Source organism: Polynucleobacter tropicus (assembly GCF_013307225.1).
GTDB lineage: Bacteria > Pseudomonadota > Gammaproteobacteria > Burkholderiales > Burkholderiaceae > Polynucleobacter > Polynucleobacter tropicus.
In genome coordinates, this window is the sequence record NZ_CP028942.1 from 1,167,884 (window position 1) to 1,192,790 (window position 24,907).

At 46.3% G+C, this 24,907-nt stretch carries 25 protein-coding genes; 4 read left to right on the forward strand and 21 right to left on the reverse strand.

From position 1 onward, the window contains the following. Positions 1-80 precede the first annotated feature (80 nt). The 4 genes from DCO17_RS06075 to DCO17_RS06090 are packed head-to-tail and all read left to right on the forward strand — an operon-like array spanning position 81 to position 3,940. The gene (locus DCO17_RS06075; RefSeq protein WP_173955865.1) at positions 81-1,322 is read left to right on the forward strand and encodes an NAD(P)/FAD-dependent oxidoreductase; all 1,242 of its coding nucleotides are present in this window, start codon (positions 81-83) and stop codon (positions 1,320-1,322) included. Positions 1,323-1,325: 3 nt separating this feature from the next. Then, on the forward strand, positions 1,326-2,135 hold the full coding sequence (locus tag DCO17_RS06080; RefSeq protein ID WP_173955866.1) for a sulfite exporter TauE/SafE family protein: 810 nt from the start codon (positions 1,326-1,328) through the stop codon (positions 2,133-2,135). Positions 2,136-2,171: 36 nt separating this feature from the next. Continuing rightward, positions 2,172-2,834: a molybdate ABC transporter permease subunit gene (gene modB, locus DCO17_RS06085; protein WP_367652080.1), complete on the forward strand. Its 663-nt coding sequence runs from the start codon at positions 2,172-2,174 to the stop codon at positions 2,832-2,834. Continuing rightward, complete coding sequence (locus DCO17_RS06090) at positions 2,834-3,940, forward strand: ABC transporter ATP-binding protein (protein ID WP_173955867.1); 1,107 nt, start codon at positions 2,834-2,836, stop codon at positions 3,938-3,940. Before modB ends, DCO17_RS06090 begins: the two co-directional genes overlap by 1 nt. On the opposite strand, the gene DCO17_RS06095 is transcribed toward DCO17_RS06090, so the two are convergent. The 21 genes from DCO17_RS06095 to sdhA all read right to left on the reverse strand — a co-directional run bounded on the left by DCO17_RS06095 (position 3,937) and on the right by sdhA (position 24,907). Then, a complete protein-coding gene (locus DCO17_RS06095; RefSeq protein ID WP_254598721.1) occupies positions 3,937-4,602 on the reverse strand; it encodes a class I SAM-dependent methyltransferase in 666 nt (221 codons plus the stop codon). The two genes, DCO17_RS06090 and DCO17_RS06095, sit on opposite strands and share 4 nt — an antisense overlap. Further along, positions 4,586-5,794: an O-succinylhomoserine sulfhydrylase gene (locus DCO17_RS06100; protein WP_173955868.1), complete on the reverse strand. Its 1,209-nt coding sequence runs from the start codon at positions 5,792-5,794 to the stop codon at positions 4,586-4,588. The genes DCO17_RS06095 and DCO17_RS06100 overlap by 17 nt, the downstream gene beginning before the upstream one ends. Before the next feature lie 60 nt (positions 5,795-5,854). Beyond that, positions 5,855-7,393, reverse strand: coding sequence for an amidophosphoribosyltransferase (purF, locus tag DCO17_RS06105; RefSeq protein ID WP_173955869.1), 1,539 nt, complete (start codon positions 7,391-7,393; stop codon positions 5,855-5,857). Between the two features lie 4 nt (positions 7,394-7,397). Next, positions 7,398-7,964, reverse strand: coding sequence for a CvpA family protein (locus tag DCO17_RS06110; RefSeq protein WP_173955870.1), 567 nt, complete (start codon positions 7,962-7,964; stop codon positions 7,398-7,400). Continuing rightward, positions 7,964-8,761, reverse strand: a complete 798-nt coding sequence (locus DCO17_RS06115) for an SPOR domain-containing protein (protein ID WP_173955871.1) — start codon at positions 8,759-8,761, stop codon at positions 7,964-7,966. The genes DCO17_RS06110 and DCO17_RS06115 overlap by 1 nt, the downstream gene beginning before the upstream one ends. A 3-nt stretch (positions 8,762-8,764) precedes the next feature. Further along, entirely contained in the window at positions 8,765-10,090 is a 1,326-nt protein-coding gene (gene folC, locus DCO17_RS06120) for a bifunctional tetrahydrofolate synthase/dihydrofolate synthase (protein ID WP_173955872.1), read from the reverse strand. Positions 10,091-10,094: 4 nt separating this feature from the next. Further along, positions 10,095-10,982 (reverse strand): acetyl-CoA carboxylase, carboxyltransferase subunit beta, encoded by an 888-nt coding sequence (accD, locus tag DCO17_RS06125; protein ID WP_173955873.1) that lies wholly within the window; start codon positions 10,980-10,982, stop codon positions 10,095-10,097. Between the two features lie 5 nt (positions 10,983-10,987). Next, positions 10,988-11,785, reverse strand: a complete 798-nt coding sequence (gene trpA / locus DCO17_RS06130; protein WP_173955874.1) for a tryptophan synthase subunit alpha — start codon at positions 11,783-11,785, stop codon at positions 10,988-10,990. Positions 11,786-11,847: 62 nt separating this feature from the next. Beyond that, positions 11,848-13,041: a tryptophan synthase subunit beta gene (trpB, locus tag DCO17_RS06135; RefSeq protein ID WP_173955875.1), complete on the reverse strand. Its 1,194-nt coding sequence runs from the start codon at positions 13,039-13,041 to the stop codon at positions 11,848-11,850. Between the two features lie 30 nt (positions 13,042-13,071). Next, positions 13,072-13,749, reverse strand: coding sequence for a phosphoribosylanthranilate isomerase (locus DCO17_RS06140; RefSeq protein ID WP_173955876.1), 678 nt, complete (start codon positions 13,747-13,749; stop codon positions 13,072-13,074). Positions 13,750-13,776: 27 nt separating this feature from the next. Continuing rightward, a complete protein-coding gene (truA, locus tag DCO17_RS06145) occupies positions 13,777-14,607 on the reverse strand; it encodes a tRNA pseudouridine(38-40) synthase TruA (protein WP_173955877.1) in 831 nt (276 codons plus the stop codon). 9 nt (positions 14,608-14,616) lie between these two features. After that, entirely contained in the window at positions 14,617-16,095 is a 1,479-nt protein-coding gene (locus DCO17_RS06150; protein ID WP_173955878.1) for a FimV/HubP family polar landmark protein, read from the reverse strand. Positions 16,096-16,105: 10 nt separating this feature from the next. Further along, a complete protein-coding gene (gene asd, locus DCO17_RS06155; protein WP_173955879.1) occupies positions 16,106-17,260 on the reverse strand; it encodes an aspartate-semialdehyde dehydrogenase in 1,155 nt (384 codons plus the stop codon). Positions 17,261-17,319: 59 nt separating this feature from the next. Continuing rightward, positions 17,320-18,390 (reverse strand): 3-isopropylmalate dehydrogenase, encoded by a 1,071-nt coding sequence (gene leuB / locus DCO17_RS06160; RefSeq protein WP_173955880.1) that lies wholly within the window; start codon positions 18,388-18,390, stop codon positions 17,320-17,322. 23 nt (positions 18,391-18,413) lie between these two features. Beyond that, positions 18,414-19,061, reverse strand: a complete 648-nt coding sequence (gene leuD / locus DCO17_RS06165) for a 3-isopropylmalate dehydratase small subunit (RefSeq protein WP_173955881.1) — start codon at positions 19,059-19,061, stop codon at positions 18,414-18,416. A gap of 36 nt (positions 19,062-19,097) precedes the next feature. Continuing rightward, positions 19,098-19,307: a hypothetical protein gene (locus DCO17_RS06170; RefSeq protein WP_173955882.1), complete on the reverse strand. Its 210-nt coding sequence runs from the start codon at positions 19,305-19,307 to the stop codon at positions 19,098-19,100. 11 nt (positions 19,308-19,318) lie between these two features. Then, a complete protein-coding gene (gene leuC / locus DCO17_RS06175; protein WP_173955883.1) occupies positions 19,319-20,728 on the reverse strand; it encodes a 3-isopropylmalate dehydratase large subunit in 1,410 nt (469 codons plus the stop codon). Between the two features lie 17 nt (positions 20,729-20,745). After that, positions 20,746-22,059 (reverse strand): citrate synthase, encoded by a 1,314-nt coding sequence (gene gltA, locus DCO17_RS06180; RefSeq protein ID WP_173955884.1) that lies wholly within the window; start codon positions 22,057-22,059, stop codon positions 20,746-20,748. 82 nt (positions 22,060-22,141) lie between these two features. Next, positions 22,142-22,411: a succinate dehydrogenase assembly factor 2 gene (locus DCO17_RS06185; RefSeq protein ID WP_173955885.1), complete on the reverse strand. Its 270-nt coding sequence runs from the start codon at positions 22,409-22,411 to the stop codon at positions 22,142-22,144. Beyond that, positions 22,408-23,112 (reverse strand): succinate dehydrogenase iron-sulfur subunit, encoded by a 705-nt coding sequence (locus DCO17_RS06190; protein WP_173955886.1) that lies wholly within the window; start codon positions 23,110-23,112, stop codon positions 22,408-22,410. Before DCO17_RS06190 ends, DCO17_RS06185 begins: the two co-directional genes overlap by 4 nt. Before the next feature lie 16 nt (positions 23,113-23,128). Further along, the gene (gene sdhA, locus DCO17_RS06195; RefSeq protein WP_173955887.1) at positions 23,129-24,907 is read right to left on the reverse strand and encodes a succinate dehydrogenase flavoprotein subunit; all 1,779 of its coding nucleotides are present in this window, start codon (positions 24,905-24,907) and stop codon (positions 23,129-23,131) included.

Below are 24,907 nucleotides of genomic sequence, written 5' to 3' on the forward strand. Positions count from 1 at the left end.
TAACTAACCCTTATAAATATATTACTTTTAGTAATTAAGATAGCTGAGCTATATAACCATTGAACTTGAAAGCGAATTAGATGAACACAAAACAGCACAATACTGAATATGACATCCTAATTGCCGGGGGCGGCGCCGCTGGCATCGGATTGGCAGCAAGTCTAAAAAGTAGAGAAAATTCCCTCAAAATTGGCATTATTGAACCCTCTGAGGAGCACTACTACCAACCCTCCTGGACTCTTGTCGGAGGGGGCGCCTTCAATGTCAAAAATAGCAAACGTAAGACTAAAGACATCATCCCAGCAGGGGTTACCTGGATTAAAGACAAAATCACTGGTTTTAGCCCCGAGACTAACGAGGTTCGAGTCGCACATGGCGAACCCATTCGATATAAATATCTAGCTGTAGCTACTGGACTAAAGATTAAGTGGGAAGCAATACCGGGCTTAGTCGACACCATTGGCAAGAATGGCGTGACATCAAACTATAGCTACGACTACTCCCCTTACACATGGGAGCTAGTGAAGCAAATGAAATCCGGCAAGGCGATCTTCACTCAACCTCCAATGCCGATTAAGTGCCCTGGCGCCCCACAAAAGGCAATGTATCTCTCATGCCATGAATGGGAAAAACAAGGCAAACTCAAAAATATCGAAGTGGAATTAAATAATGCGGGAGCTGCATTATTTGGCGTGGCAGATTTTGTACCCCCACTCATGGAATACGTAAAGAAATATCAAGCTACATTGAACTTCAATTGCAATCTGATTTCAGTTGACGGCCCTAACAAGAAAGCGATCTTTGCTGTTAAGGATGCCGATGGAAATGTCACTCAGGTAGAGAAATCATTCGATATGCTTCACGTAGTGCCGCCTCAAGGGCCCCAGGATTGCTTAATTGGCAGCCCTATTGCTAATGCTGATGGCTGGGTAGATGTCGATCAGTCCACATTGCAACATACTCGTTACCCTAATGTCTTTGGATTGGGTGACTGCTGCTCATCGCCGAATTCAAAAACTGCTGCAGCCGCTAGAAAGCAAGTTGTTGTAGTTGCAGAGAATCTATTGGCACATAAAAATCATCAAGCAATGCCACTCAAATATGACGGATATGGTTCTTGTCCGTTAACAGTGGAAAGAGGAAAAATTGTTTTAGCGGAATTTGGCTACGGTGGAAAACTATTGCCTACATTCCCATGGTTAATTAACCCACTTAAGGCAACCAAGCTTGCTTGGATTCTGAAAAAGGATGTTTTGCCTTGGCTCTACTGGAATGCAATGCTCAAAGGCAGAGAGTGGCTAGCGCGACCATTTGAAAACTAATCAATGGAACACATTTTTTTAGCCCCTGCCCTTGGGATGCTTATTGGCATCCTCATGGGTCTCACTGGCGCAGGTGGAGGCATTCTGTCAGTGCCCCTACTTGTATTTGCTTTCCACATGCCAATCTCGCAAGCGGGTCCAATTGCATTAACTGCGATCGCTTTATCAGCTGGGGTTGGAGCGTTAATTGGCTTGTGCACAAAGGTGTTGCGCTACAAGGCGGCTATGTTTATGGCCACCTTTGGTCTCCTGCTATCTCCTCTGGGATTGTGGGTTGCACAACGTGCACCCAACACGCCAATGCTACTCATGTTTAGTGCCGTATTGATTTATGTGTCGAGCAAAATGTTTATTCAGGCTACACAGATCATTGCAGGCAAAGCATCCGTATTGACTAAGCCGCCTCCATGCCAACTCGACATGTCCATTGGAAAATTAATTTGGACAGTACCATGCGCTAGAGCGCTGATGTTTGCGGGAGCATGCGCTGGATTTTTATCAGGACTGCTTGGCGTCGGTGGCGGATTCATTATTGTTCCTTCGCTAAAGAAATTCACTGACCTTCCCATGAAAGCCATTGTCGCCACCTCCCTGGGTGTGCTCGCAATCGTCTCAACTGGTGGTGCAGCAATTTCTCTCGCATCAGGAACGCTGGATTTATCAATCGCCATTCCTTTTAGCGGCGGATCTCTTTTAGGTCTTTTGATTGGGAAAATCCTCGAAAGAAAAATTAGTGGCCCTCGAGTTCAGCAAATTTTTTCCATCTTTACACTCCTGGTGGCACTCAGCTTGATTTACAAATGTACGCTGTGAGCTAGCGAACCTACTGAATGGCAATACAATTCAAGAGTGATTGATATTGATGCCCTCCTCCTATCTCTAAAGCTAGCCTTATGGACTTTGGTCCTTATTCTGCCTTTTGGAGTTTGGGTAGCTCACTCCCTTCAGAGGATGCGCAAAGGAAGATCCTGGATTGAGGCAACCCTTGCTCTCCCTTTAGTGCTTCCTCCAACCGTACTCGGGTATTACCTTCTTATTGGCTTAGGTGGGAAAAATTTTTTCGGCATTCCGCTAGTATTTTCATTTACGGGAATTTTGATTGCGTCGCTCATCGTCAATCTTCCATTTGCCATTCAACCAATACAGCGCGCTTTCGAATCGATTCACCCAGAAATTCGTGAGGCGGCTCAAGTTAGTGGCCTATCTCAATGGCAAATCTTTCGCTTAATTGAATTGCCACTTGCGTGGCGCGGTATTACTAGTGCTGCAGTCTTAACATTTGCGCATACACTTGGCGAATTTGGTGTCATCCTCATGGTTGGCGGAGCAATTCCAGGCGAAACAAAAACAGTTTCGATTTCGATCTACGATAAAGTGCAAAGCTTTGACACCTCGGGCGCAGGAGTACTTTCGTTAATATTGCTGGGTACTTCATTAGTAGCTATCGCCCTATCCTATGGCGTTTTTGGTCGCCAATCAAATCGATCACGTAACGCAGAATGGAGAGCCTAATGCTGAAAGTGAAGCTCTCCCAAGTCTCGCCAAATCCACTGCAGCTCAATATTGAGTGCATTCCTGGCGAACTGCATGCGCTAGTAGGTCCATCCGGCAGTGGCAAAACAACGGCGTTACGCACCATTGCTGGATTAAGCAATGCGCAAACAGGAAAAATTGAATGTGATGGCAACATCTGGTTTGAAGCTTCTGATATTGGTGGCATTACCACAGCGCTGAGCCCTGCTCAACGTTCATGCGGGTTCTTATTTCAGCAATACGCACTATTCCCGCACCTCTCCGCACTGGAGAATGTTTGCATTCCCTTATATAACTCTGTGCCATCATTGGAAGAGCGCAAAGCATTGGCACAACAGTGGTTAGACCGAATGGGGATTGGCGAGCTTGCAAAGCGTATGCCAAATCAATTGTCTGGTGGACAACAGCAACGTGTCGCGCTTGCGAGAGCGCTTGCTAGATCACCAAAGATCTTATTGCTGGATGAGCCTTTCTCTGCGATTGATGCTCCAACGCGCCAGAGTCTATACAAAACACTTGCACAACTGCGCAAAGATTTAAACATTCCGATACTACTTGTTACACATGACTTAAGAGAGGCCGATCTCTTAGCAGACCGAATTACTGTGATTGACCAAGGTGTTGGCCTGCAAACTGCACCACCCAAAATTTTGTTTGAACGCCCCCGAAATTCTCGTGTTGCGGAGCTCGTTGGCATTAACAATAAATTCGAGGGTGTATTTACCGCTGGCAAACTTAGATGGAATGGTTGTCAGCGGGTATTTGATGTTGTCGATAAAGGAAAAATACCGCCCAATACACCTGTTGCTTGGGTTATTCCTGCTGACGGCTTAAGCCTAAGCGCGACTCAAAGCGCCACTTCTATTGAGGTAATGGTTGAACAAATCAGCGCAATTGGACAGATAGCTGTTATTCAATTGCGGACAATTGAAGGAAATCATATGGTTACCTGGGAGGCATCTGCTGCGGAAGTTAAACGCCTATCCCTAGAAGCCAACAAAATGTGTCATCTAGAGATTGATGGTGGCAAGATCCATATCATGCCGCTACGCCCCATCAATGACCCGAGGCTTTTTAGCAATTAAAGATTTGGTTTCTGGGCCACCAAGCCTAACAATGCGGACATTCCTTCATGTCTAGCACCTTCAGATAAGACTTTTTCATAAGAACACAGCTCCAGAATTTTGAAGTCTTTAGCTAGCTCACGAATCAACTCTTCGGTATAAAGGTGCTCAATCAGCGATGGGCCACCAGTCTTGTACTCCAACTGCTTTGGCGTATAGCCCTGGAGAATAAAAATTCCACCAGGCTTTAAGGTTTCATAGGTTTTTTGGAAAATGCGTTCACGCATGGCGGGATCCGCGAACTGAATAAAGATTCCGACTACTGCATCATAGTTATCTCTGTGCCAGGCATAGCTATCCGTGTCGGAGAATGTATATTCGACATCAACTTGATTGTCTTGAGCAAATTGATTCGCCTTTGCTAATGCGATATCTGATGCATCAAAGCCAACAACCCGCATCCCCTGTTTAGCCAGCCAAACACCATTACGTCCTTCGCCATCCGCAATACACAAAACCCTATCACCAGGCTTTAGATATCTCTTAGTTTGTTCAACTAAATATTCGTTGGGTTCTTTTCCAAAGATGAACTCCTCTTTATCAAAGCGCTCATTCCAGAACTGTGTGGCATCAGAAAACCCCATAGGCTTATCTTGATGTACTTGTTTATTTTTTGAGTCCACCAACGAGATCATTCTTGAGATCGTTGATATTTTCCAAGCCCACGGCAATACGGACCAAACCATCCGAAATTCCGGCGGCTTTACGTGCCTCTGGACTCACGCGGCAATGCGTTGTGGTCGCTGGATGAGTAATCGTCGTGCGTGTATCACCCAAGTTTGCGGTAATAGAACAAAGTTTGGTTTGATTGATCAACTTGAAGGCGGCTTTTTTGCCCCCCTTAAGCACAAAGGAAACGATTGCTCCACCCTCTTTTTGTTGGCGCTTTGCCAAAGCATGCTGAGGATGCGATTTCAAACCTGGATGGTAAACGCGTTCAACGCCAGATTGCTTCTCAAGCCATTGAGCCAAAGCAAGAGCGTTCTCGCTTTGTTGCTTCATACGAAGCTCAAGCGTCTCTAAGCCTTTTAAAAATACCCAGGCGTTGAATGCAGATAAGGTTGGGCCTGCTGTTCGAACATACGGGAAAACTTTGCCCATCACGAAATCATTGCTTCCTACAATTGCGCCACCGACAACCCTCCCCTGACCGTCTAAGTACTTAGTGGCAGAGTGGATCACAACATCGGCGCCTAACGCCAATGGCTTTTGCAATGCAGGGGTGCAAAAGCAATTATCAACAGCAAACAAGGCCTTTGCTTTCTTAGCAATCTTGGAAATTGCTTTGATATCCGCAATTTCCGTTAAGGGATTTGAAGGCGTCTCTAAGTAAAACAGCTTCGTATTAGGTTGAACAGCGTCCTGCCATGCTTTGGAATCAGTCAAATCTACGTAGGTTGTGGTGATGCCAAAGCGACCTAGGATATTGGTAAACAATTGAATCGTCGCACCAAATACAGAGCGAGAACAAACCACATGATCGCCAGCCTGAAGATGCGCCATCGCCATCGTTAGAATTGCGGACATCCCTGAAGCAGTCGCAATACAAGCCTCACCACCCTCTAGAGCAGCCAAGCGATCCTGAAACATACTGACAGTCGGATTGGTAAAGCGCGAATAAATGAAACCTTGATCCGCATGAGCAAAACCATCAGCAGCTAACTCAGCACTATCAAAGCAGAAGCTTGATGTCAAAAACATTGCTTCAGAGTGCTCTTGAAAATCAGAGGTACGACGAGTGCCAGCGCGGACAGCCACCGTCTCTAGCGCTAGCTTAGAAAAATCAGGTTTTTTGCGGGTGGTTTTACTCTTCATAGCGCTATTTTGACACCGAATTCCGAATTTGCCTCAGAGAAGGCGCATTCCTGTGGCTTTTTAGTCTTCGGTTGCCAAATGCAAGTGCAACTGCGAGCGGGCGAAATCACTTGAATCACGTTGACGGTCAGCCTTAGCTGCAGAGGAGTTGCGTTGCGCCTCTAAAGCATCTAAATACGACTCATTGATATCGCCAGTAATGTAATTTCCATCAAAACATGAAGCTTCGAAGTTCTGAATCTTTGGATTGATATCGCGAACCGCCTGCTTCATATCCTCAACACTTTGATAGATCAACTGATCGGCGCCAATCATCTTGTTAATTTCTTCATCTGTGCGACCATAGGCTACCAACTCGCTACGGGTTGGCATATCAATACCGTACACATTAGGGAAACGAACTGGTGGAGCAGCTGAAGCAAATATCACCTTCTTGGCGCCAGACTCTCGGGCCATTTGCACGATCTCAAAAGAGGTTGTACCGCGCACAATCGAGTCATCAACAATCAAGATGGTCTTATCTTTAAATTCAACACGCATCGCATTGAGTTTTTGACGAACTGATTTTTTACGAACAGCCTGACCCGGCATGATGAAGGTACGACCAATGTAACGGTTCTTGAAGAACCCTTCGCGATAATCCACGCCCAAATTTTTCGCTACTTGCATCGCGGCTGGACGACTGGAATCCGGAATTGGCATGACTACATCGATCTCATCAACGTTAGTCTCTTTGCGTATTTTCTCGGCCAAGTAATCACCCATGCGCATGCGCACGTTATAGACAGTTACCCCATCAATAGTGGAATCAGGGCGAGCCATGTAAACATATTCAAAGATACATGGTGTGAGAACAGCATTCGCAACACATTGGCGCGCAAAGAAGTTGCCATCCAAATCAATATAGATCGCTTCACCAGGATTGACATCACGAACAAATGTGAAGCCAAGGCCCTCAAGAGCAACTGACTCTGAAGCTACCATCCACTCAGGACCCTGAGCTGTATCGATACGGCCAATACATAAAGGACGGATGCCAAATGGATCACGGAATGCCAATAGTCCATAGCCAGCAATCAAGGAAACAACGGCATAAGAACCCTTTACGCGACCAGCAACACCAGTTACAGCATTAAACATTGCGCCCTCATCTAAGGCAGCGCTGTTAGTTTCTTTTTGAAGCTCATCAGCCAAAACGTTCAGCAATACCTCGGTATCTGAGCTGGTATTGATATGACGACGGTCACGGTAAGCCATCTCAACACGCAAACTTGCTGCATTAGTCAGATTGCCGTTGTGCGCCAAAATAATTCCGTATGGGGCACTTACATAAAATGGCTGCGCCTCTTCTTCGCTGCTAGCAGAACCAGCGGTTGGGTAACGCACCTGACCAATACCTGCATTACCTACCAAGCTGCGCATATTGCGCGTTCTAAATACATCTCGCACCAAACCATTGGCTTTGTGCATCGTAAATGAATTGCCATTCATCGTAGCGATACCGGCAGCATCTTGACCACGATGTTGCAAAAGCAACAAGGCATCATAAAGAAGCTGGTTTACTGGTGAATGGGAAACAGTTCCGACTACGCCGCACATATCGCTAGATTCCTATTGTTAATTTAGGAGTAATGGTTGGGGTAACTTTTGGCATGGCATCGCTGAGTTGTTTTGCCCAATCACTTGGGAGCCAACCTTTAATTAAACCCGTTGCCATGTCAACAGCTGGCCTGGTAATCGCATTTTTCCAGGCTACGCTTTGGGGGATTGGAGTCAAGGCTGCTAATGTAGCAAACACTACAACAATCAAGCCACCTCGCACTAGACCAAATACCAAACCTAAGAAGCGATCTGTCAGACTCAAACCTGCAGACAAAATAATCTTTTGCACAACGCCGCCAAATAAGCCGCAAACAATTAAAGTTAAGACAAACAAAATTAAGAAACTTAATCCAAGACTCAGTAATTCCTCGAGGTGAAATGTCGATAGCCATTCTGTGGATAAGTAGTTGCTGTAGTGATAGGCAACCCAAGCAGCTACAAACCAAGAGGCTAAAGCCAGCACCTCTTTAAATAAGCCTCTAGAAATACCAACCAAAGCTGAAACCAAAAGTACAACCAGGGTGAAGTAATCCACCGATGTCAGCTTTAAGGTGGATAAGTACTCCATTACTGCTTACCAATCTCGATAATTTTGGCAGCGGGGTTTAGGGTCGCTTTAATTTTCTTTTCCGCAAGCTCGGCAGTATCTTTATCACTAAAAGGGCCAGCGCGAAACACAGTGAGCTTTGCTCCATCAGCTCGGGTTTTTGTAGATGCAGAATAAGGGATTTTTAACTCTTTTAATTTCGCAGCGACATTTTTAATGCTGTCATCGTTTGCGAAACTACCAACTGGAATTCCATATTTAACTGAATTCTTAGCCGAAGAATTATCTGCGTTCCTGGGGCTCACATCAGTCTTAGGTTTTGCATTTGAAGCTGCAGAAACCACCTCTTCGCCATCAGCCAAACCTAAAGAAGGCGCTTTGTTAGTCGCATTTGCTGACTTAACCTCTGTCTTTGGCTCCACCTTTACTTCAGGAGTGGGGGTTGCTGACTTAGAGACCGCAACAGGAGTATCTATTTTTGGGCTTTCCTGCGACTTTACGTCTAGCTTGTTATCAACACTTGGTGCCGGCAAACTCGTAACAATATTGATGGCAATATCGTTGTTAACAGCCTTAGGCTTACTATCCAAGATGCGGGGCAAACCAATCACAGCGATCAATACCAAAACAGCTGCACCAATCAGACGATGCCGAGCCCTTTGTTGCTCTGGATCATCCGTAAATATAAGCTCTTCAGACTCTGAAGCGCGCTGGAATGCACGTGGCTCAACCCTTTTTGTGGTGCGACGCCCCACAGACCCCGTTTTAAGGTCATCAGACTGAGTTTTTCGCTTAAACAAGCTTGGTAAACGAATCATGGATCAATGCGCCTGGTTGTTTCGATAAGCCATTACGCCTGCAACGGTATAGAAGGATCCGAAGGTCACAATTCTATCACCCTCGCCTGCCTGAGATAGCGCTTTTTGATATGCCAAAGCGGGATTTTCAAAGATTTCGATGCCTCCATCTGCCCCATTTTTAGGCTTCACCCCCATGGATTCAAGCTTATGGGCCAAGGTCTTTGCTGAAGCTGCCCTTGGAGTTGGTAAGTCAGTGCAAAACCAAAAATCCACGATATTCAGAAGGGGTTTAATAACGCCCTCAACATCCTTGTCCGCCATGGCCCCAAAAATGGCATAGGTGTATGGGTGATACCCCATCTTATCTAGACCTTGCCCCAGGGTGGCGGCAGCATGAGGGTTATGGGCCACATCCAGCACAACCGTTGGCTGCCCAGGTAAAACCTGGAAACGACCAGGAAGTTCCACCATGGCAAAACCGTTACGAATATCTTGGGCGCTTACCGGTAAGCGCTGATGCAGCGCCATTAATGCCGCTATTACTGCTGATGCATTCAGGATTTGATTTGCGCCACGCAAGGCTGGATAACCCAAACCACTAAAACGTTTTCCTCGCCCTGCCCAGCCCCATTGTTGCTTATCACCCTGGAAGTTGTAATCTCGACCCTGCAACCAAAGATCGCAACCTAATTTTTCGGCATATTCAATTAACGATTGTGGAGGCACCGGATCCCCACAAACAGCGATATGTCCTGGACGAAAAATTCCCGCTTTTTCCAAGCCAATTGCTTCGCGTGTACCACCCAAGAAGTCAGCATGATCAATATCGATACTAGTCACAATAGCGCAATCAGCGTCGACAATATTGACGGCATCCAAACGACCGCCCATACCAACCTCTAGCACTACTGCATCTAAGCTTGACTTTGAGAACAAAAACATGATCGCTAAAGTCGTGAACTCAAAATATGTGAGTGTTGGGGCATCAATTAAGCTAACTCGTGCATTTTCAACTGCGGTGAAACTCTCAAGCAAGAGCGCATCTTTCACTTCTTCGCCATTAATGCGCGCACGCTCATTAAATGTCAGAAGATGAGGTGAGGTATGACAACCAACACGATAACCAGAAGCAAGTAAGATGCTTTCCAAATAGGCGCATGTAGAGCCTTTACCATTTGTGCCTGCGACTGTAATAACTGGGCAGTCATAATGGAGATCTAGCGCAGCCTTAACGCGATTAATGCGCTCAAGCCCCATATCGATACCGACTGGGTGAGCAGTTTCAAGGTGGCTAAGCCAAGCCTCGAGGCTATTAAAGAGAATTAGGTTTTGGTGTGCAGTGCTCAAGCGCTTAAACGGCTGAGCTACCCGCAATCGCAGGCTCTGGAAGTTTTTGCAACAAGGCCAACAAACGCGCAATCTCGCCACGCATTTGACGACGATCGACGATCATATCGATCCCACCCTTTTGCATGAGAAACTCTGAACGCTGAAATCCTTCAGGCAATTTTTCGCGAACAGTTTGCTCGATCACGCGTGGGCCAGCAAAACCAATTAATGCTTTTGGCTCTGCCATAACGACATCACCCATAAATGCAAAGCTAGCTGAAATTCCGCCCATAGTAGGGTCGGTCAGCACGCTGATGTAAGGCAAACCTTTTTTAGATAGCAAGGTCAACATTGAATTTGTTTTTGCCATCTGAAAAAGTGACAGCAAGCTCTCTTGCATGCGAGCGCCACCCGTTGCAGTGATGCATATGAATGCACATTTCTTATTGATAGCCTCTTGAACCCCACGAGCAAAGCGCTCGCCAACCACGGAGCCCATTGATCCGCCCATATATTGGAACTCAAAGCAAGCTGCTACAACCGGAATACTTTCAATCTTGCCTCCCATCACAATCAAGGCCTCTGTTTCACCAGATGCATCATTTGCTTCTTTAATACGATCGGGATACTTTTTAGAATCTTTAAATCTCAGTGGATCAGTTGGATAGATATCAGCACCGATTTCATAACGACCTTTTTCGTCAAATAGATTCTCTAACCTTTGACGTGCACCAATACGCATGTGGTGACTACATTTTGGACAGACAGAGAGATTTGCCTCAATGTCAGTGCTGTATAAAACCGTTTCACAACTGGGACACTTAACCCACAAACCTTCCGGAACCGATTTGCGATTTGCTGGATCGGTATGTTGAATTTGGGGTGGGAGTAATTTATCTATCCAGCTCATCAGTTTTAGCTATCCAATGCGTCGCGAATCTCACGAATAAAGGTTTCCAGTGATTGTACCGCCTGACCTGGGGGCGCATCCTCCAATAGGCGAATAATGCGGCTACCGATCACTACAGCATCGGCGCTAGCAGATACAGCCTTGGCGCTGGCGGCATCACTGATACCAAATCCCACAGCAATCGGAATATCGGTTTCCTCGCGGATTTTAGGGAGGATGCTAGCCACATCCTGGGTATTCAGATGGGATGCACCGGTAACTCCACGCATAGATACGTAATAAATGTAACCAGAGGCAATTTTCGCGGCCTCTTTAATGCGATCGTGCGAGGAAGTTGGTGCCAGCAAGAAGATGGGGTCAATTCCAGCTGTCCGCATGCGCGCCGCAAAATCCACGCACTCCTCTGGTGGATAGTCGACTACCAGTACACCATCCACACCAGCTGCTTTTGCCTCGCTCGCAAATCGTTCAGAACCCATTTGCTCAACCGGATTGGCGTAACCCATCAGCACCACTGGGGTCTTTGCATCCGTCCTGCGAAACTCTTTGACCATTTCTAAGCATGTGTGCAATGACACGCCATGTTCTAGAGCACGCTCAGATGACCTTTGAATCACAGGCCCATCTGCCATTGGATCTGAAAATGGCACGCCCAACTCGATCACGCTCGACCCACCACGTACTAATGCATGCATGAGCTCGACAGTCAATTTTGGATCCGGATCACCTGCGGTAATAAAAGGAATTAATCCTTTCTTACCCGTGGCTTTTAGCTCTTTAAACAGTGCGGTAATTTTCGACATAAGGAAGTTTCTTTTTTATTTTTGTTTTTCTTTTTTATTTCTGCGTGCGTTCGCCTTAGCCATTAACCCTCAGAGCCTGTTGCCTGCGCCACAGTATGCATATCCTTATCACCTCGACCAGAAAGGTTTACTAAGATAGTTTTATCTTTTGGCAGCGTCTTGGCTAGCTTGCAAGCATATGCAATTGCATGCGAGGATTCCAAAGCGGGAATGATGCCTTCAATACGACAGCAATCATGGAAAGCCTGAAGCGCTTCTTCATCTGTGATGGCAACATAATCAGCACGTCCTGAGTCTTTCAACCATGCATGCTCAGGACCAACACCTGGATAGTCCATGCCAGCAGATACAGAGTGCGTCTCTGAAATTTGACCGTTCTGATCTTGCAATAAATAGGTGCGATTACCGTGCAGAACACCAGGCTTACCAACGCATAGAGCGGCAGAATGCAATCCACTAGTCAAGCCATGCCCTGCGGCTTCAACACCAATTAATTTGACATTTGGTAAATCAATATAGGGGTAGAAGATTCCCATGGCGTTAGAGCCACCACCAACACAAGCCAATACGTAATCAGGTTGATTGCCAGTCATCTCTGGCATTTGTACTTTGCACTCTTCACCAATCACACTCTGAAAATCACGCACCATCATCGGATAAGGATGAGGTCCCGCTACTGTTCCAATAATGTAGAAAGTGTTATCTACATTAGTAACCCAATCGCGCATAGCTTCATTGAGTGCGTCTTTCAAGGTTTTAGTACCAGATTCAACAGGTACAACCTTGGCGCCGAGCAACTTCATGCGGAAAACGTTCTGAGCTTGACGAGCTACGTCTACTGCCCCTTGATATACCGTGCAATCCAAGCCGAAGCGAGCGCAAATCGTTGCTGTAGCAACTCCATGCTGTCCCGCACCTGTCTCAGCAATAATACGTGGCTTACCCATACGCTTTGCCAGCATTGCCTGGCCAATCACATTGTTGATTTTGTGGGCGCCTGTATGGTTTAAGTCTTCACGCTTTAGATAAATTTGCGCGCCACCCAACATCTCACTCCAACGTTTTGCGTGATAGATGGGCGAAGGACGTCCAACGAAGTGTTTTAACTCGTAATGAAACTCTTCCAGAAATTCTGGATCATGTTGATACTTTGCATAAGCCTCTTTGAGCTCATCCAATGCATACATCAATGTCTCTGAAACAAACACACCACCATAAGGACCGAAATGTCCTCGAGCATCTGGCTTGTCGTACATAGTTACCTCTTTTGATTTATTTGCGGCAATTTACTGGGAAGATGTTTTAGCATCCGCCGCGCGCACAGCTTGAACAAATTGAGTCATGAGCGCGGCATCTTTAACACCCTTACTGCTTTCGACGCCACTACTGACGTCAACTGCGCAAGGATGAAGACGAGCAATCGCCTCGCCCACGTTGTGCGCGTTCAATCCACCACTCAAAACGACCCGAGGCGCGTTTTCGCTTGCCCATGTTTGTGGAATCCCCTGCCAATCAAAAGGAACGCCTCCGCCACCATAGCCCTCGACAAGAGCATCCAGCAGAAAAGCGTCAGCATCCCTATATTGTAGGGAAAAATCGTCGAAGGCGAACTGCTTGCCAATGCGGGCAGCCTTCATCCAAGGCTCATTTTGAGCTATTTGGGCGCATCTTTCAGGCGCCTCATCCCCATGAAACTGCCAAAGGGTAATTGGAGCGACTGCACGAATAGCGGCATATTCTTCATCACTTGCGTTAACTAACAAGCCAACAGCATCTATTCCAGCGGGAAGTCTAGCTATAAGCTGGGCAGCAATATGAGGGGTTACAGCCCGCGCGCTAGGCGGATAAAACACGAAACCGACTGCATCCACGCCCGCTGTCACTGCTGCATCTATGTCAGCAGCGGTGCGTAAGCCGCAGATTTTGACCCTTGTACGGCCAGGTGAGTAAGTCAATAAGCCCATAGGTTAATGATAAGGCTTAAATAAGGCTTAAGCCCCGATCACGCTAGGTGGCAGCCAGGAGTTTTTCAGCCAAGGGCCCGGAATAGCAAACTCTGGGGGATAGGTAATTTTGGCTAAATAAAGGCCATCTGGCATAAACGTAGGGGCTGCCATTTGGCGGTCTTTTGCCGCCAGAACTTCTGTCATCCACTCCGGCTTTCTTTTTCCACGGCCAATCATCAAAAATGAGCCCACCAAATTACGGACCATGTGGTGCAAAAAGGCATTGCCTCGAATTCGAAAATACAACCAAGGCTCTTTAGAAACGATATCAATGGAATACATTGTTTTGACTGGTGTTTTACTTTGACACTCAGACGACCTAAATGAGCTGAAATCATGTTTGCCTATAAGGCAAGTCGCAGCTTCGCGCATAGCATCGACGTCAAACCATGCACCGGGAGGCAACATCACATAGCCCACCCTCTCATTCATCATCGGAGATCTGCAAGGGCCAGCATGCAGGGCATAGATATACGTTCGTTCGCTTGCACTAAATCGCGCACTAAATTCTTCTGAAACTTCGGTAGCCCAGTTCACCACAATCGACTTTGGTAGGTAAGAATTGACCCCTCGCACCCAAGAATACATCTCGCGCTTCACATCAGTATCGAAATGAACTACTTGACCTAAGGCATGAACACCAGCATCCGTTCTTCCTGCGGTAATAGTCTGGATAGGGGCCTTCTTACCAGGCACCTCTCCGATAAATGCCGTTATTGCCCTCTCTAGCTCTCCCTGTAGGGTCAGTTGATTTGCCTGTATTTGCCAACCAGCATATGAAGCTCCGTCATACTGAAGGCCAAGCGCAATACGCATAAGCTAAACCTAAGACTGACGCTGAGAGAGCTCCGACAATAAGCCCTGTGCTTCAATGGTAATTGCTGGATCAACAGCATTACTCGTGTTCAATACCTCTTCTAGAGACTTTTTTGCAGCAGAAAAATCTTCAATAGTGATATATGCACGTGCCAAGTTCAACTTAACTCGCAAAGCATCCGCAAGGGCCTTTGAGTTTTCTGGACTAGACTGAACCTGACTCGCGTCATTTTTACTGGAAGAACCAAGATCAAGATTAAGCCCAGAAAAAATTGCTTGGGCACGCTCTGGTATGCTGTATTCAGGCCCAGATTGCACCCCCAAAGACTCTGATGGAGCATCTTCAGTGGGGGTATGCTGAATGCTATTTAGCATGGGTTTACGCACAAAGCGAATCAAGCCCCACAATAGAATTACCACCAACGCTACCACTGCAAAAGCGGCTAGCACCACAAGCACAAACATTGCCTGCTTTGGCACGTTAGGCAATTCAGGTAAGCTGGGTAAATTAGATAAAGTTGGTAAATCAGGCAGGCGTGGCAAAGTAAATTTATGCTGCTGTACAGGCTTTTCTTCAACCTTTGCTTGATCAAGCAATCCTTGTAATTCAGAAATATTTTTTTCTAAAGTCGCTATTCGAGATTTGGTTTGCTCTAATTGCTTTTCTTCGGCAACCAATTGCTCAACATATTGCTTCTCTAGGTCTTTACTATCGGCACTTGAGCCAATCTTTAATGCATCTTTGGGCGCATCCTTGCTTAATTGAGCCTCGTCTCGATCGGACTTAACCTCTACCTTGCCTTGTGACTCTCTCTCAGAGCGCCATTTTTGATTTGCCTCTGAAACCATCTGACTCGCTTCTGTGGGACTTATAGAGCCCAATACAGATTGGCTTGGCTTCGTAAGCTCTGCGCCCGCGGATAGAACATTAATATTGCCACTCGCGAACGCATCAGGATTAGCTTTAAATAAAGCAATCATTGCTTGATTTAAGTTTGCCCCATCTAGCTGAGGCAAGATGCTATCCGCAATTTCAGAAAGAGTTTGGCCAGGCTTTACCAAAATCTTCTGAGGGTCAGCCAATAAAAAAGTATAGGTTTTGAATTGGCTGCCATTTTCCCAACTGAGATTCAGCAACACATTAATAAATGGGTCATCGATAATGGGAACAGGATTGACTGTTTCAATCAAGACCATTAAATCTTCTTGACGATTGCGATAGATCATCGCCTGTGGATTTAAATCAACAATACGTTGCGATACACCCAATTGTTCGTACATCGCCTTATTGGGCATATCGACAGTCAAGCTCGGCAATATAGCCTGATCATCAGCAGTAATTTGGATTGGAATTTCTACGCGTAGCGGCTCACCTGCCAATGATTGAACCTGGGGCGCACCTAATGTGAAAGCCCAAGACGAACTAGCCCACCCCAGCCCAATCAAGCAGAGTAATTTGATAAGCAGGGAACGGGTAAAGCGAGTCATTCTTGCATTATCACTCAAGTAAGATTCTTAACATACGACGCAAAGGTTCAGCGGCACCCCATAACAACTGATCACCGACTGTGAAGGCGCCAAGGTACTCAGGACCCATTGCTAATTTATGCAAACGACCAATCGGCACTCTCAAAGTTCCACTAACGGCCGCTGGCGACAAGTCACGCTCAGTGGTTTCCCGGTCATTTGGAATAACCTTTACCCATTGATTATCATTTGCCAAAATGGTTTCGATTTCCTTCAGCGGAATATCTTTCTTCAGCTTTACAGTTAGACCTTGTGAGTGGCAACGCATTGCGCCAACACGAACACACAAGCCATCAATAGGAATGCTACCAGGGGTGCGGAATGCAGGACGTCCGAGAATCTTATTGAACTCAGCGCCACCCTTCCACTCTTCTTTAGTTTGACCATTCTCTACAGGCACATCTATCCACGGAATTAAGCTGCCAGCTAAAGCAGTATTGCGGAAGTTCTTTTTTGGAAAATCAGCCGATCGCAATGTCTCAGTAACTTTGCGATCGATATCCAAAATCCATGAAGAAGGATCAGCTAATTCAGCGGCAACGCTGTCACGCAATGCGCCCATTTGTAAAAGCAACTCACGCATATTCTGCGCACCAGCACCAGAAGCAGCTTGATAAGTCATGGCGCTAATCCACTCAACCATGTCTGCCTTAACAAGACCACCCATCGCCATCATCATCAAGCTCACTGTGCAGTTACTGCCAATCCAGTTCTTGCCGCCAGCAGCTAAGGCTTTATCAATTACAGGGCGATTTACTGGATCCAAGATCAATACCGCATCGTCCTTCATGCGCAATGCACTAGCGGCATCAATCCAATGGCCATTCCAGCCTGCAGCGCGCAGCTTTGGAAAAATCTCATTGGTGTAATCGCCACCTTGGCAAGTCAAAATAATGTCGCAACGAGCTAATGCCTTAATGTCATTGGCATCTTGTAGAGTACTTTCACTCTTAGTTACTTTTTGACCATTTAACAAAGGGACTTCGCCGCCAGCTTGACTGGTGCTGAAGAAAACTGGCTCAATCAGATCGAAATCTTTTTCGGCAAGCATACGTTCCATCAGAACGCTACCAACCATTCCACGCCAGCCAACTAAGCCTACCAAAGGTGTTTTTGTATTTGCCATGATCATCAACTATTTAGTGAATTTGACTACTCTTTAATTTCTGTCTTCTTTTTTACTTCTTACGCAAGCGCTGCTACAACTGCATCACCCATCTCTACCGTTGATACTTTTTTCGTGCCCTCGGTGTAAATATCTGCAGTACGCAAACCTTGGGCCAATACCTTCTGAACCGCTTTCTCAATACGATCCGCTTCAGCAGGCATCCCTAATGAGTAACGCAACATCATTGCTGCCGACAAAATAGTTGCCAAAGGGTTTGCAATTCCCTTGCCAGCAATGTCAGGAGCGGAACCATGACTAGGCTCATACAAGCCTTTATTGTTCTTATCTAAAGATGCTGAAGGCAGCATACCAATAGAACCAGTCAACATTGCCGCTTCATCAGACAATATGTCGCCAAAAAGATTGCCAGTCACAACAACATCAAAGGCCTTTGGAGCCTTCACTAACTGCATTGCAGCGTTATCTACATACATGTGAGAGAGCTCTACATCTGGATAGTCTTTTGATACCCGAATCATGACTTCGCGCCATAGCTGTGATGTCTCAAGTACGTTAGCCTTATCAACACTGCATACCTTCTTGCCACGCTTTTGCGCCGCTTCAAATGCAACACGTCCAATGCGTTCTACTTCAGGCTCGCTATAGTGCATTGTGTCAAAGCCCTCGCGCGCACCTTTAAATAAAGGCAACTCAGAAGTACGAATACCTCGTGGCTGACCAAAGTAAATATCGCCGTTGAGCTCTCGCACAATCAAAATATCGAGACCGCCAATAATTTCTGGCTTTAGGCTAGAAGCTGCAGTCAATTCTGGATAGCAAATCGCAGGTCTAAAGTTAGCAAACAACTCCAGATGTTTACGTAAACCTAAGATCGCTTGTTCAGGGCGCAATTCACGTGCGAGGGAGTCATATTTCCAATCGCCAACAGCGCCAAATAAAATCGCATCGGCCTTCTTAGCCAACTCAAGAGTAGCTGGTGGCAATGGATGCCCCGCTACATCGTAGGCAGCACCACCTACAGGAGCCTCTTCCAAATCAAAATTTGGGCCCAGCGCTTTGAGAACGCGGACGGCTTGAGCAACGATTTCCGGGCCGATCCCATCGCCCGGGAGAACTGCAATTTTCATGAAAAGGCCTTTAAATCAACAAATTAAGGCAACTGGGTTGCCAGCCAAGGCATTTTCAGAATGCGCTCAGCTTCAAAAGCCTTAATTTTATCTGCATGACGCAGAGTTAAGCCAATATCGTCCAAACCGTTAAGTAGGCAATACTTTCTGAATGGGGCTACCTCAAAGCTATGTGCGGTGCCATCAGGGGTAATGACCTGCTGAGCCTCTAAATCGATTGTGAGCTGGTATCCGCTAAAAGCCATGGTCTCGTTAAAGAGATGATCCACTTGAATCTCGCTCAAAACGATAGGCAAAAGACCGTTCTTGAAGCAGTTGTTGTAGAAAATGTCAGCAAAGCTAGGGGCAATAACCGCTCTAAATCCAAATTGATCCAAAGCCCAGGGAGCATGTTCACGAGAGCTACCGCAGCCAAAGTTTTTGCGTGCCAACAAAATGCCGGCACCTTTGTAACGGGGCTGATTTAAAACAAAATCAGGATTTACGGGACGCTTGCTGCAATCCTGACCAGGCTCACCATGATCAAGGTAACGCCACTCATCAAATAAGTTTTGGCCAAAGCCAGTTTTCTTAATCGACTTTAAAAACTGTTTCGGAATAATCGCGTCGGTATCCACGTTCTCACGATTGAGCGGAGCAACTAGACCTTTGTATACCGTAAATTTTTCCATGATTCTGACTTCGCTAAATATTTAATCTAAATCTGCTTACTTCACAGGAGTAACAACAACATCTTTACCCTGAGTCTGCGATTGATTCTGTTGAGTTGTGTTTGCGCCAGAGCCGCCCATGGCATTACCCATGGTCTGCAAATCTTTTCCCATACCTTCGAAGGTGCTAGTGCAAGCTGCAATTACCAATCCAATGACGCCAACAATTGTTAATCTGGCAATTAAGGAAACTGGAGAAAATTTCATTGCAATTACCCTTAAGAAATCTTGCGAACGTCAACAAAGTGGCCTTCAATTGCCGCGGCTGCAGCCATTGCTGGGCTCACTAAATGAGTGCGACCACCATTACCTTGGCGGCCTTCAAAGTTACGATTCGAGGTTGAGGCGCAACGCTCGCCTGGCTCAAGACGGTCGGCATTCATTGCCAAACACATAGAACAACCAGGTTCACGCCACTCGAAGCCAGCAGCCTTGAAAATACGATCCAAACCTTCGCGCTCTGCTTGGGCTTTTACCAAGCCAGAGCCAGGTACAACCAAAGCTAATTTGACATTAGCTGCAACTTTTTTACCAATGCGATCGACTACTTTTGCAGCAGCACGAATATCTTCAATACGACTATTGGTGCATGAACCAATAAACACCTTATCAACCGCAATGCTACTCAACGGTGTATTCGGAGTGAGGTTCATATATTCCAAAGCGCGCTCAATCGCAGAACGCTTGTTAGGATCACGCTCTTTTTCTGGGTCTGGAACACGATCGCCAATCGAGAGAACCATCTCTGGTGACGTACCCCAAGTCACTTGCGGGGCAATCTCTTCTGCACGCAACTCAACAACCGCATCGAATTTCGCATCTGCATCAGAGTGCAAGGTTCTCCAATATTGCAAAGCCTGCAATAAAGCAGGTCCTTTTGGCGCATAAGGGCGACCTTGAATGTATTCAATCGTTGTCTCATCTACAGCAACCAAGCCAGAACGAGCGCCTGCTTCAATTGCCATATTGCAGATGGTCATTCGACCTTCCATAGAGAGATTGCGAATAGCCTCACCTGCAAACTCAATGGTGTAACCCGTACCGCCAGCCGTACCAATCTTGCCAATCACGGCCAATACGATATCTTTCGCGGTAGCACCTGGTTGCAAGCGTCCATCCACGCGCACCAACATGTTCTTGCTCTTTTTCATGAGCAAGGTTTGTGTAGCGAGAACGTGCTCCACTTCAGACGTGCCGATACCAAATGCCAAGGCGCCAAATGCACCGTGTGTACTCGTGTGCGAATCACCACACACTACTGTCATGCCTGGCAAAGTTGCGCCCTGCTCTGAGCCAATCACGTGAACAATACCCTGACGGGTGTCGTTCATCTTGTACTGGGTAATTCCAAATGCGTCACAGTTTTGATCCAAGGTATCCACTTGCAACCTAGAAATAGGATCAGTAATTCCTTGACTCCGATCAGTTGTTGGCACATTGTGATCAGAGACAGCCAAGTTGGCGGAGATGCGCCAAACAGGACGGCCAGCCAAATTAAGACCTTCAAATGCTTGAGGGCTTGTTACCTCATGCAGCAATTGTCGATCGATATAGATCGTGGCTGTGCCATCTTCTTCAGAGTAAACAACGTGGTCATCCCACAATTTGTCATAAAGCGTACGAGACATGAGAGACCTTAAAACCTTTATTTACGAGTAGAAATATCTGGAACCTTACGTGAAGTTTCGCCAACGTACAGCTGACGCGGACGTCCAATCTTGTACTCAGGATCCGTAATCATCTCTTCCCACTGAGCAATCCAACCCACTGTTCTTGCCAAAGCAAAAATACAGGTGAACATCTCAGTTGGAATGCCGAGAGCGCGCTGAACAATTCCAGAGTAGAAGTCAACGTTTGGATAAAGCTTGCGGCTTACAAAGTAGTCGTCTTCCAAGGCAATCTTCTCAAGAGTCATTGCCAACTTAAACAATGGATCATCTTGCAAGCCAAGTTCATTCAATACTTCGTAGCAAGTTTCACGCATCAATTTTGCGCGTGGATCGAAGTTCTTGTAAACGCGGTGACCAAAGCCCATCAAGCGAACGCCTGAGTTCTTATCTTTTACTTGCGCGATAAATTCATGAATCTTATCTACGCCACCATTTGCTTGAATTTCATTCAACATTTGCAAGCAAGCTTCATTCGCGCCACCGTGTGCAGGACCCCATAAGCAAGCGATACCAGCGGAAATCGCGGCGAATGGATTGGTGCCTGAAGAACCGCACAAGCGTACTGTTGAAGTGGAAGCGTTTTGCTCATGGTCTGCATGCAATGTGAAGATGCGATCCAATGCGCGAACCAATACTGGGTTTACTTTGTACTCTTCACATGGTGTTGCGAACATCATGCGCATAAAGTTTGCGGTGTAAGACAAAGAATTATCTGGATAGATAAATGGTTGTCCTACAGAATATTTGTATGCCATCGCTACCAAAGTTGGCATCTTTGCGATCAAACGAATTTGCGCTACCTCACGCGCATACGGCTCGCTATAGTCAATCTCATCATGGTAGAAAGCAGCCATTGCACCAACTAAGCCAGTCAATACAGACATTGGATGAGCATCGCGACGGAAGCCGCGTAAGAAGAATTGCATCTGCTCATGAACCATGGTGTGGTGCATGACCATATTTTCAAAGTCCTTCTTCTCTTTAACATTTGGCAATTCGCCATTGATCAAGAGGTAGCAAACTTCCAAGAAGTCGCACTTGCCTGCTAAATCCTCAATTGGATAGCCACGATAGAGTAACTCACCCTTATCGCCATCGATGTAGGTAATTTTGCTATTGCATGACGCAGTAGAAAGGAAGCCGGAATCGTAAGTGAACTTACCGGTTTGACCATAAAGCTTGCGGATGTCAATTACATCTGGACCCACTGTCCCCTTGTAAATTGGCAGATCAATATCTGGTGTGCCATCCGAAAACGAAAGTTTTGCCTTGATGTCCGATTCAATCATTTCTAATCCTTAGTCATTCAAAATTATGATTACTTCACTATTCGATCACACGCTTGCACTACTACTGCGACTACAGACTGAATTATTTCTCTCTCAGCCTTTGTAATACCTTTTTAAAGGAGTCAGCCTGCATCTCCTTTTCCAATCCAGCCACAGAATCTTTTCGAGCGATCAATAAATCCATCAAATCGTTGTCATCTAAGGCCAATAACTGGCTTAAAACTTTTCCATCTTCTACGCTTAACTGATCGCCGTAGCGAGCAAAGAAACGTTGCAGAATTAAATCATTTTCAAGCAACCCCCTGCGGGCGTCACTCTTTAAACGATATAACTCTGCGTTTCCGAGGGTCATACCGCCCTACGAACCATCAACTCCTTAATTTTGCCAATCGCCTTCGTTGGGTTTAAATGCTTAGGACATACGTCCACGCAATTCATGATGGTGTGGCAACGGAATAAACGGTACGGATCCTCTAAATTATCCAGGCGACGTGCGGTTTCTTCATCGCGGCTATCAGCAATAAAGCGATATGCCTGCAACAAACCAGCTGGACCTACGAACTTATCTGGATTCCACCAGAAAGATGGGCATGAAGTTGAGCAAGATGCACACAAAATGCACTCATACAAGCCATTCAACTCTTCACGCTCTTCAGGACTCTGAAGACGCTCTTTTTCTGGAGGTGGATTGTCGTTTACTAAGTAAGGTTTGATAGACAAATATTGCTTGAAGAACAAAGTCATGTCGACAATCAAATCGCGCACTACTGGCAAACCAGGTAATGGGCGTAAAGTGATGACCTTAGGCAAAGTCAACATATTGGTCAAGCAAGCCAAACCATTCTTACCGTTAATGTTCATTGCGTCTGAACCGCACACGCCCTCACGGCATGAACGACGATAAGAAATTGTCTCGTCTTGTTTCTTCAAAGAAATCAACGCATCCAACAACATACGCTCACCAGTCAGTTCTAACTCATAGCGCTGCATGCGTGGAGCTGCATCGACATCTGGATCGTAACGGTAGATTTCAAATATACGGGTATCGCTCATCTTCTATCTCTCTTGCTTAGAAAGTACGTTCTTTTGGAGGAACTGAATCAACAGTCAATGGTTTTAGCTGAACTGGCTTGTAGTCCAAACGATTGCCTTCGCTATACCAAAGAGTGTGTTTCATCCAGTTGTCATCATCACGATGTGGGTGATCATCATGAGAGTGAGCACCACGGCTTTCTTTGCGAGCAGCGGCCGAGGTCATCGTTGCATTTGCAGTCTCAACCAAGTTGGCCACTTCCAAAGCTTCAATACGCGCGGTATTGAAAATCTCAGACTTATCTTTAACCCATAAGTGTTTAGCACGCTCTGTCAACTTCGCCATTTGACGAACACCTTCGTCCATCAACTCTTGGTTGCGGAACACACCAGCATATTTCTGCATGCACTTACGAATGTCATTAGCAACATCTTGCGCGTACTCACCAGAAGAAGAGTTATCTAACTTCGCAATACGCTCCATCGTTTGCTGACCAGCATTCTTAGGCAACGGCTTGAACTCACGATTCTTAAGATCTAAGTTCACAATGTGATTGCCTGCTGCACGACCGAATACCAAGAGGTCGAGCAATGAGTTTGTACCCAAACGGTTTGCGCCGTGTACTGAAACACATGAACACTCACCGATAGCATATAAACCATTGATAACTTCATTGTGTTTGCCATTTGCAGGCACAACTACTTGACCGTTGATGTTGGTTGGAATGCCGCCCATCTGATAGTGGATGGTTGGCACAACAGGAATTGGCTCTTTGGTCACATCAACGTTCGCAAAATTAATACCAATCTCATACACAGAAGGCAAACGCTTCATGATCGTATCGGCACCGATGTGTGTCAGATCGAGCACAACATAATCGCCATTCGGACCACAACCGCGCCCTTCTTTAATTTCTTGGTCCATAGAACGTGATACGAAGTCACGTGGAGCCAAATCTTTCAAAGTTGGTGCATAGCGTTCCATGAAACGCTCACCATCTTTATTACGCAAGATACCGCCTTCACCGCGGCAACCTTCTGTCAACAACACCCCCGCACCAGCTACACCAGTTGGGTGGAATTGCCAGAACTCCATATCTTCCAATGGAATGCCAGCGCGCGCCGCAAGACCCATACCGTCACCAGTATTAATAAACGCGTTAGTAGATGCATCCCAAATACGGCCCGCACCACCAGTAGCCAACATCACAATCTTGGCTTCCAAGATGTATACCTGGCCAGTTTCCATTTCGAGAGCAGTTACACCAACTACATCACCCTCATCATCACGAATTAAATCGAGTGCCAACCATTCCACAAAGAAATTCGTCTTCGCGCGTACGTTACGTTGATACAAGGTGTGCAACATTGCGTGACCAGTACGGTCAGCAGCAGCACAAGCACGTTGTACTGGCTTCTCACCATAGTTTGCAGTGTGGCCACCGAATGGACGCTGATAAATTGTGCCATCAGGGTTACGGTCAAACGGCATACCAAAGTGCTCTAACTCATAAACGACTTTGGGAGCCTCGCGACACATGAATTCGATTACGTCCTGGTCGCCTAACCAGTCAGAACCTTTGATGGTGTCGTAAAAGTGATAGTGCCAGTTGTCCTCACTCATGTTGCCTAAGGAAGCGCCGATACCGCCCTGCGCTGCAACTGTGTGTGAGCGCGTTGGGAATACTTTGCTTAGTACAGCAACATTCAAGCCAGCTTCTGCTAACTGCAATGAAGCGCGCATACCTGAACCACCCGCACCAACAATCACCGCATCAAAACGGCGGCGTGGCAATGATTTTTGAATTGCAGTCAT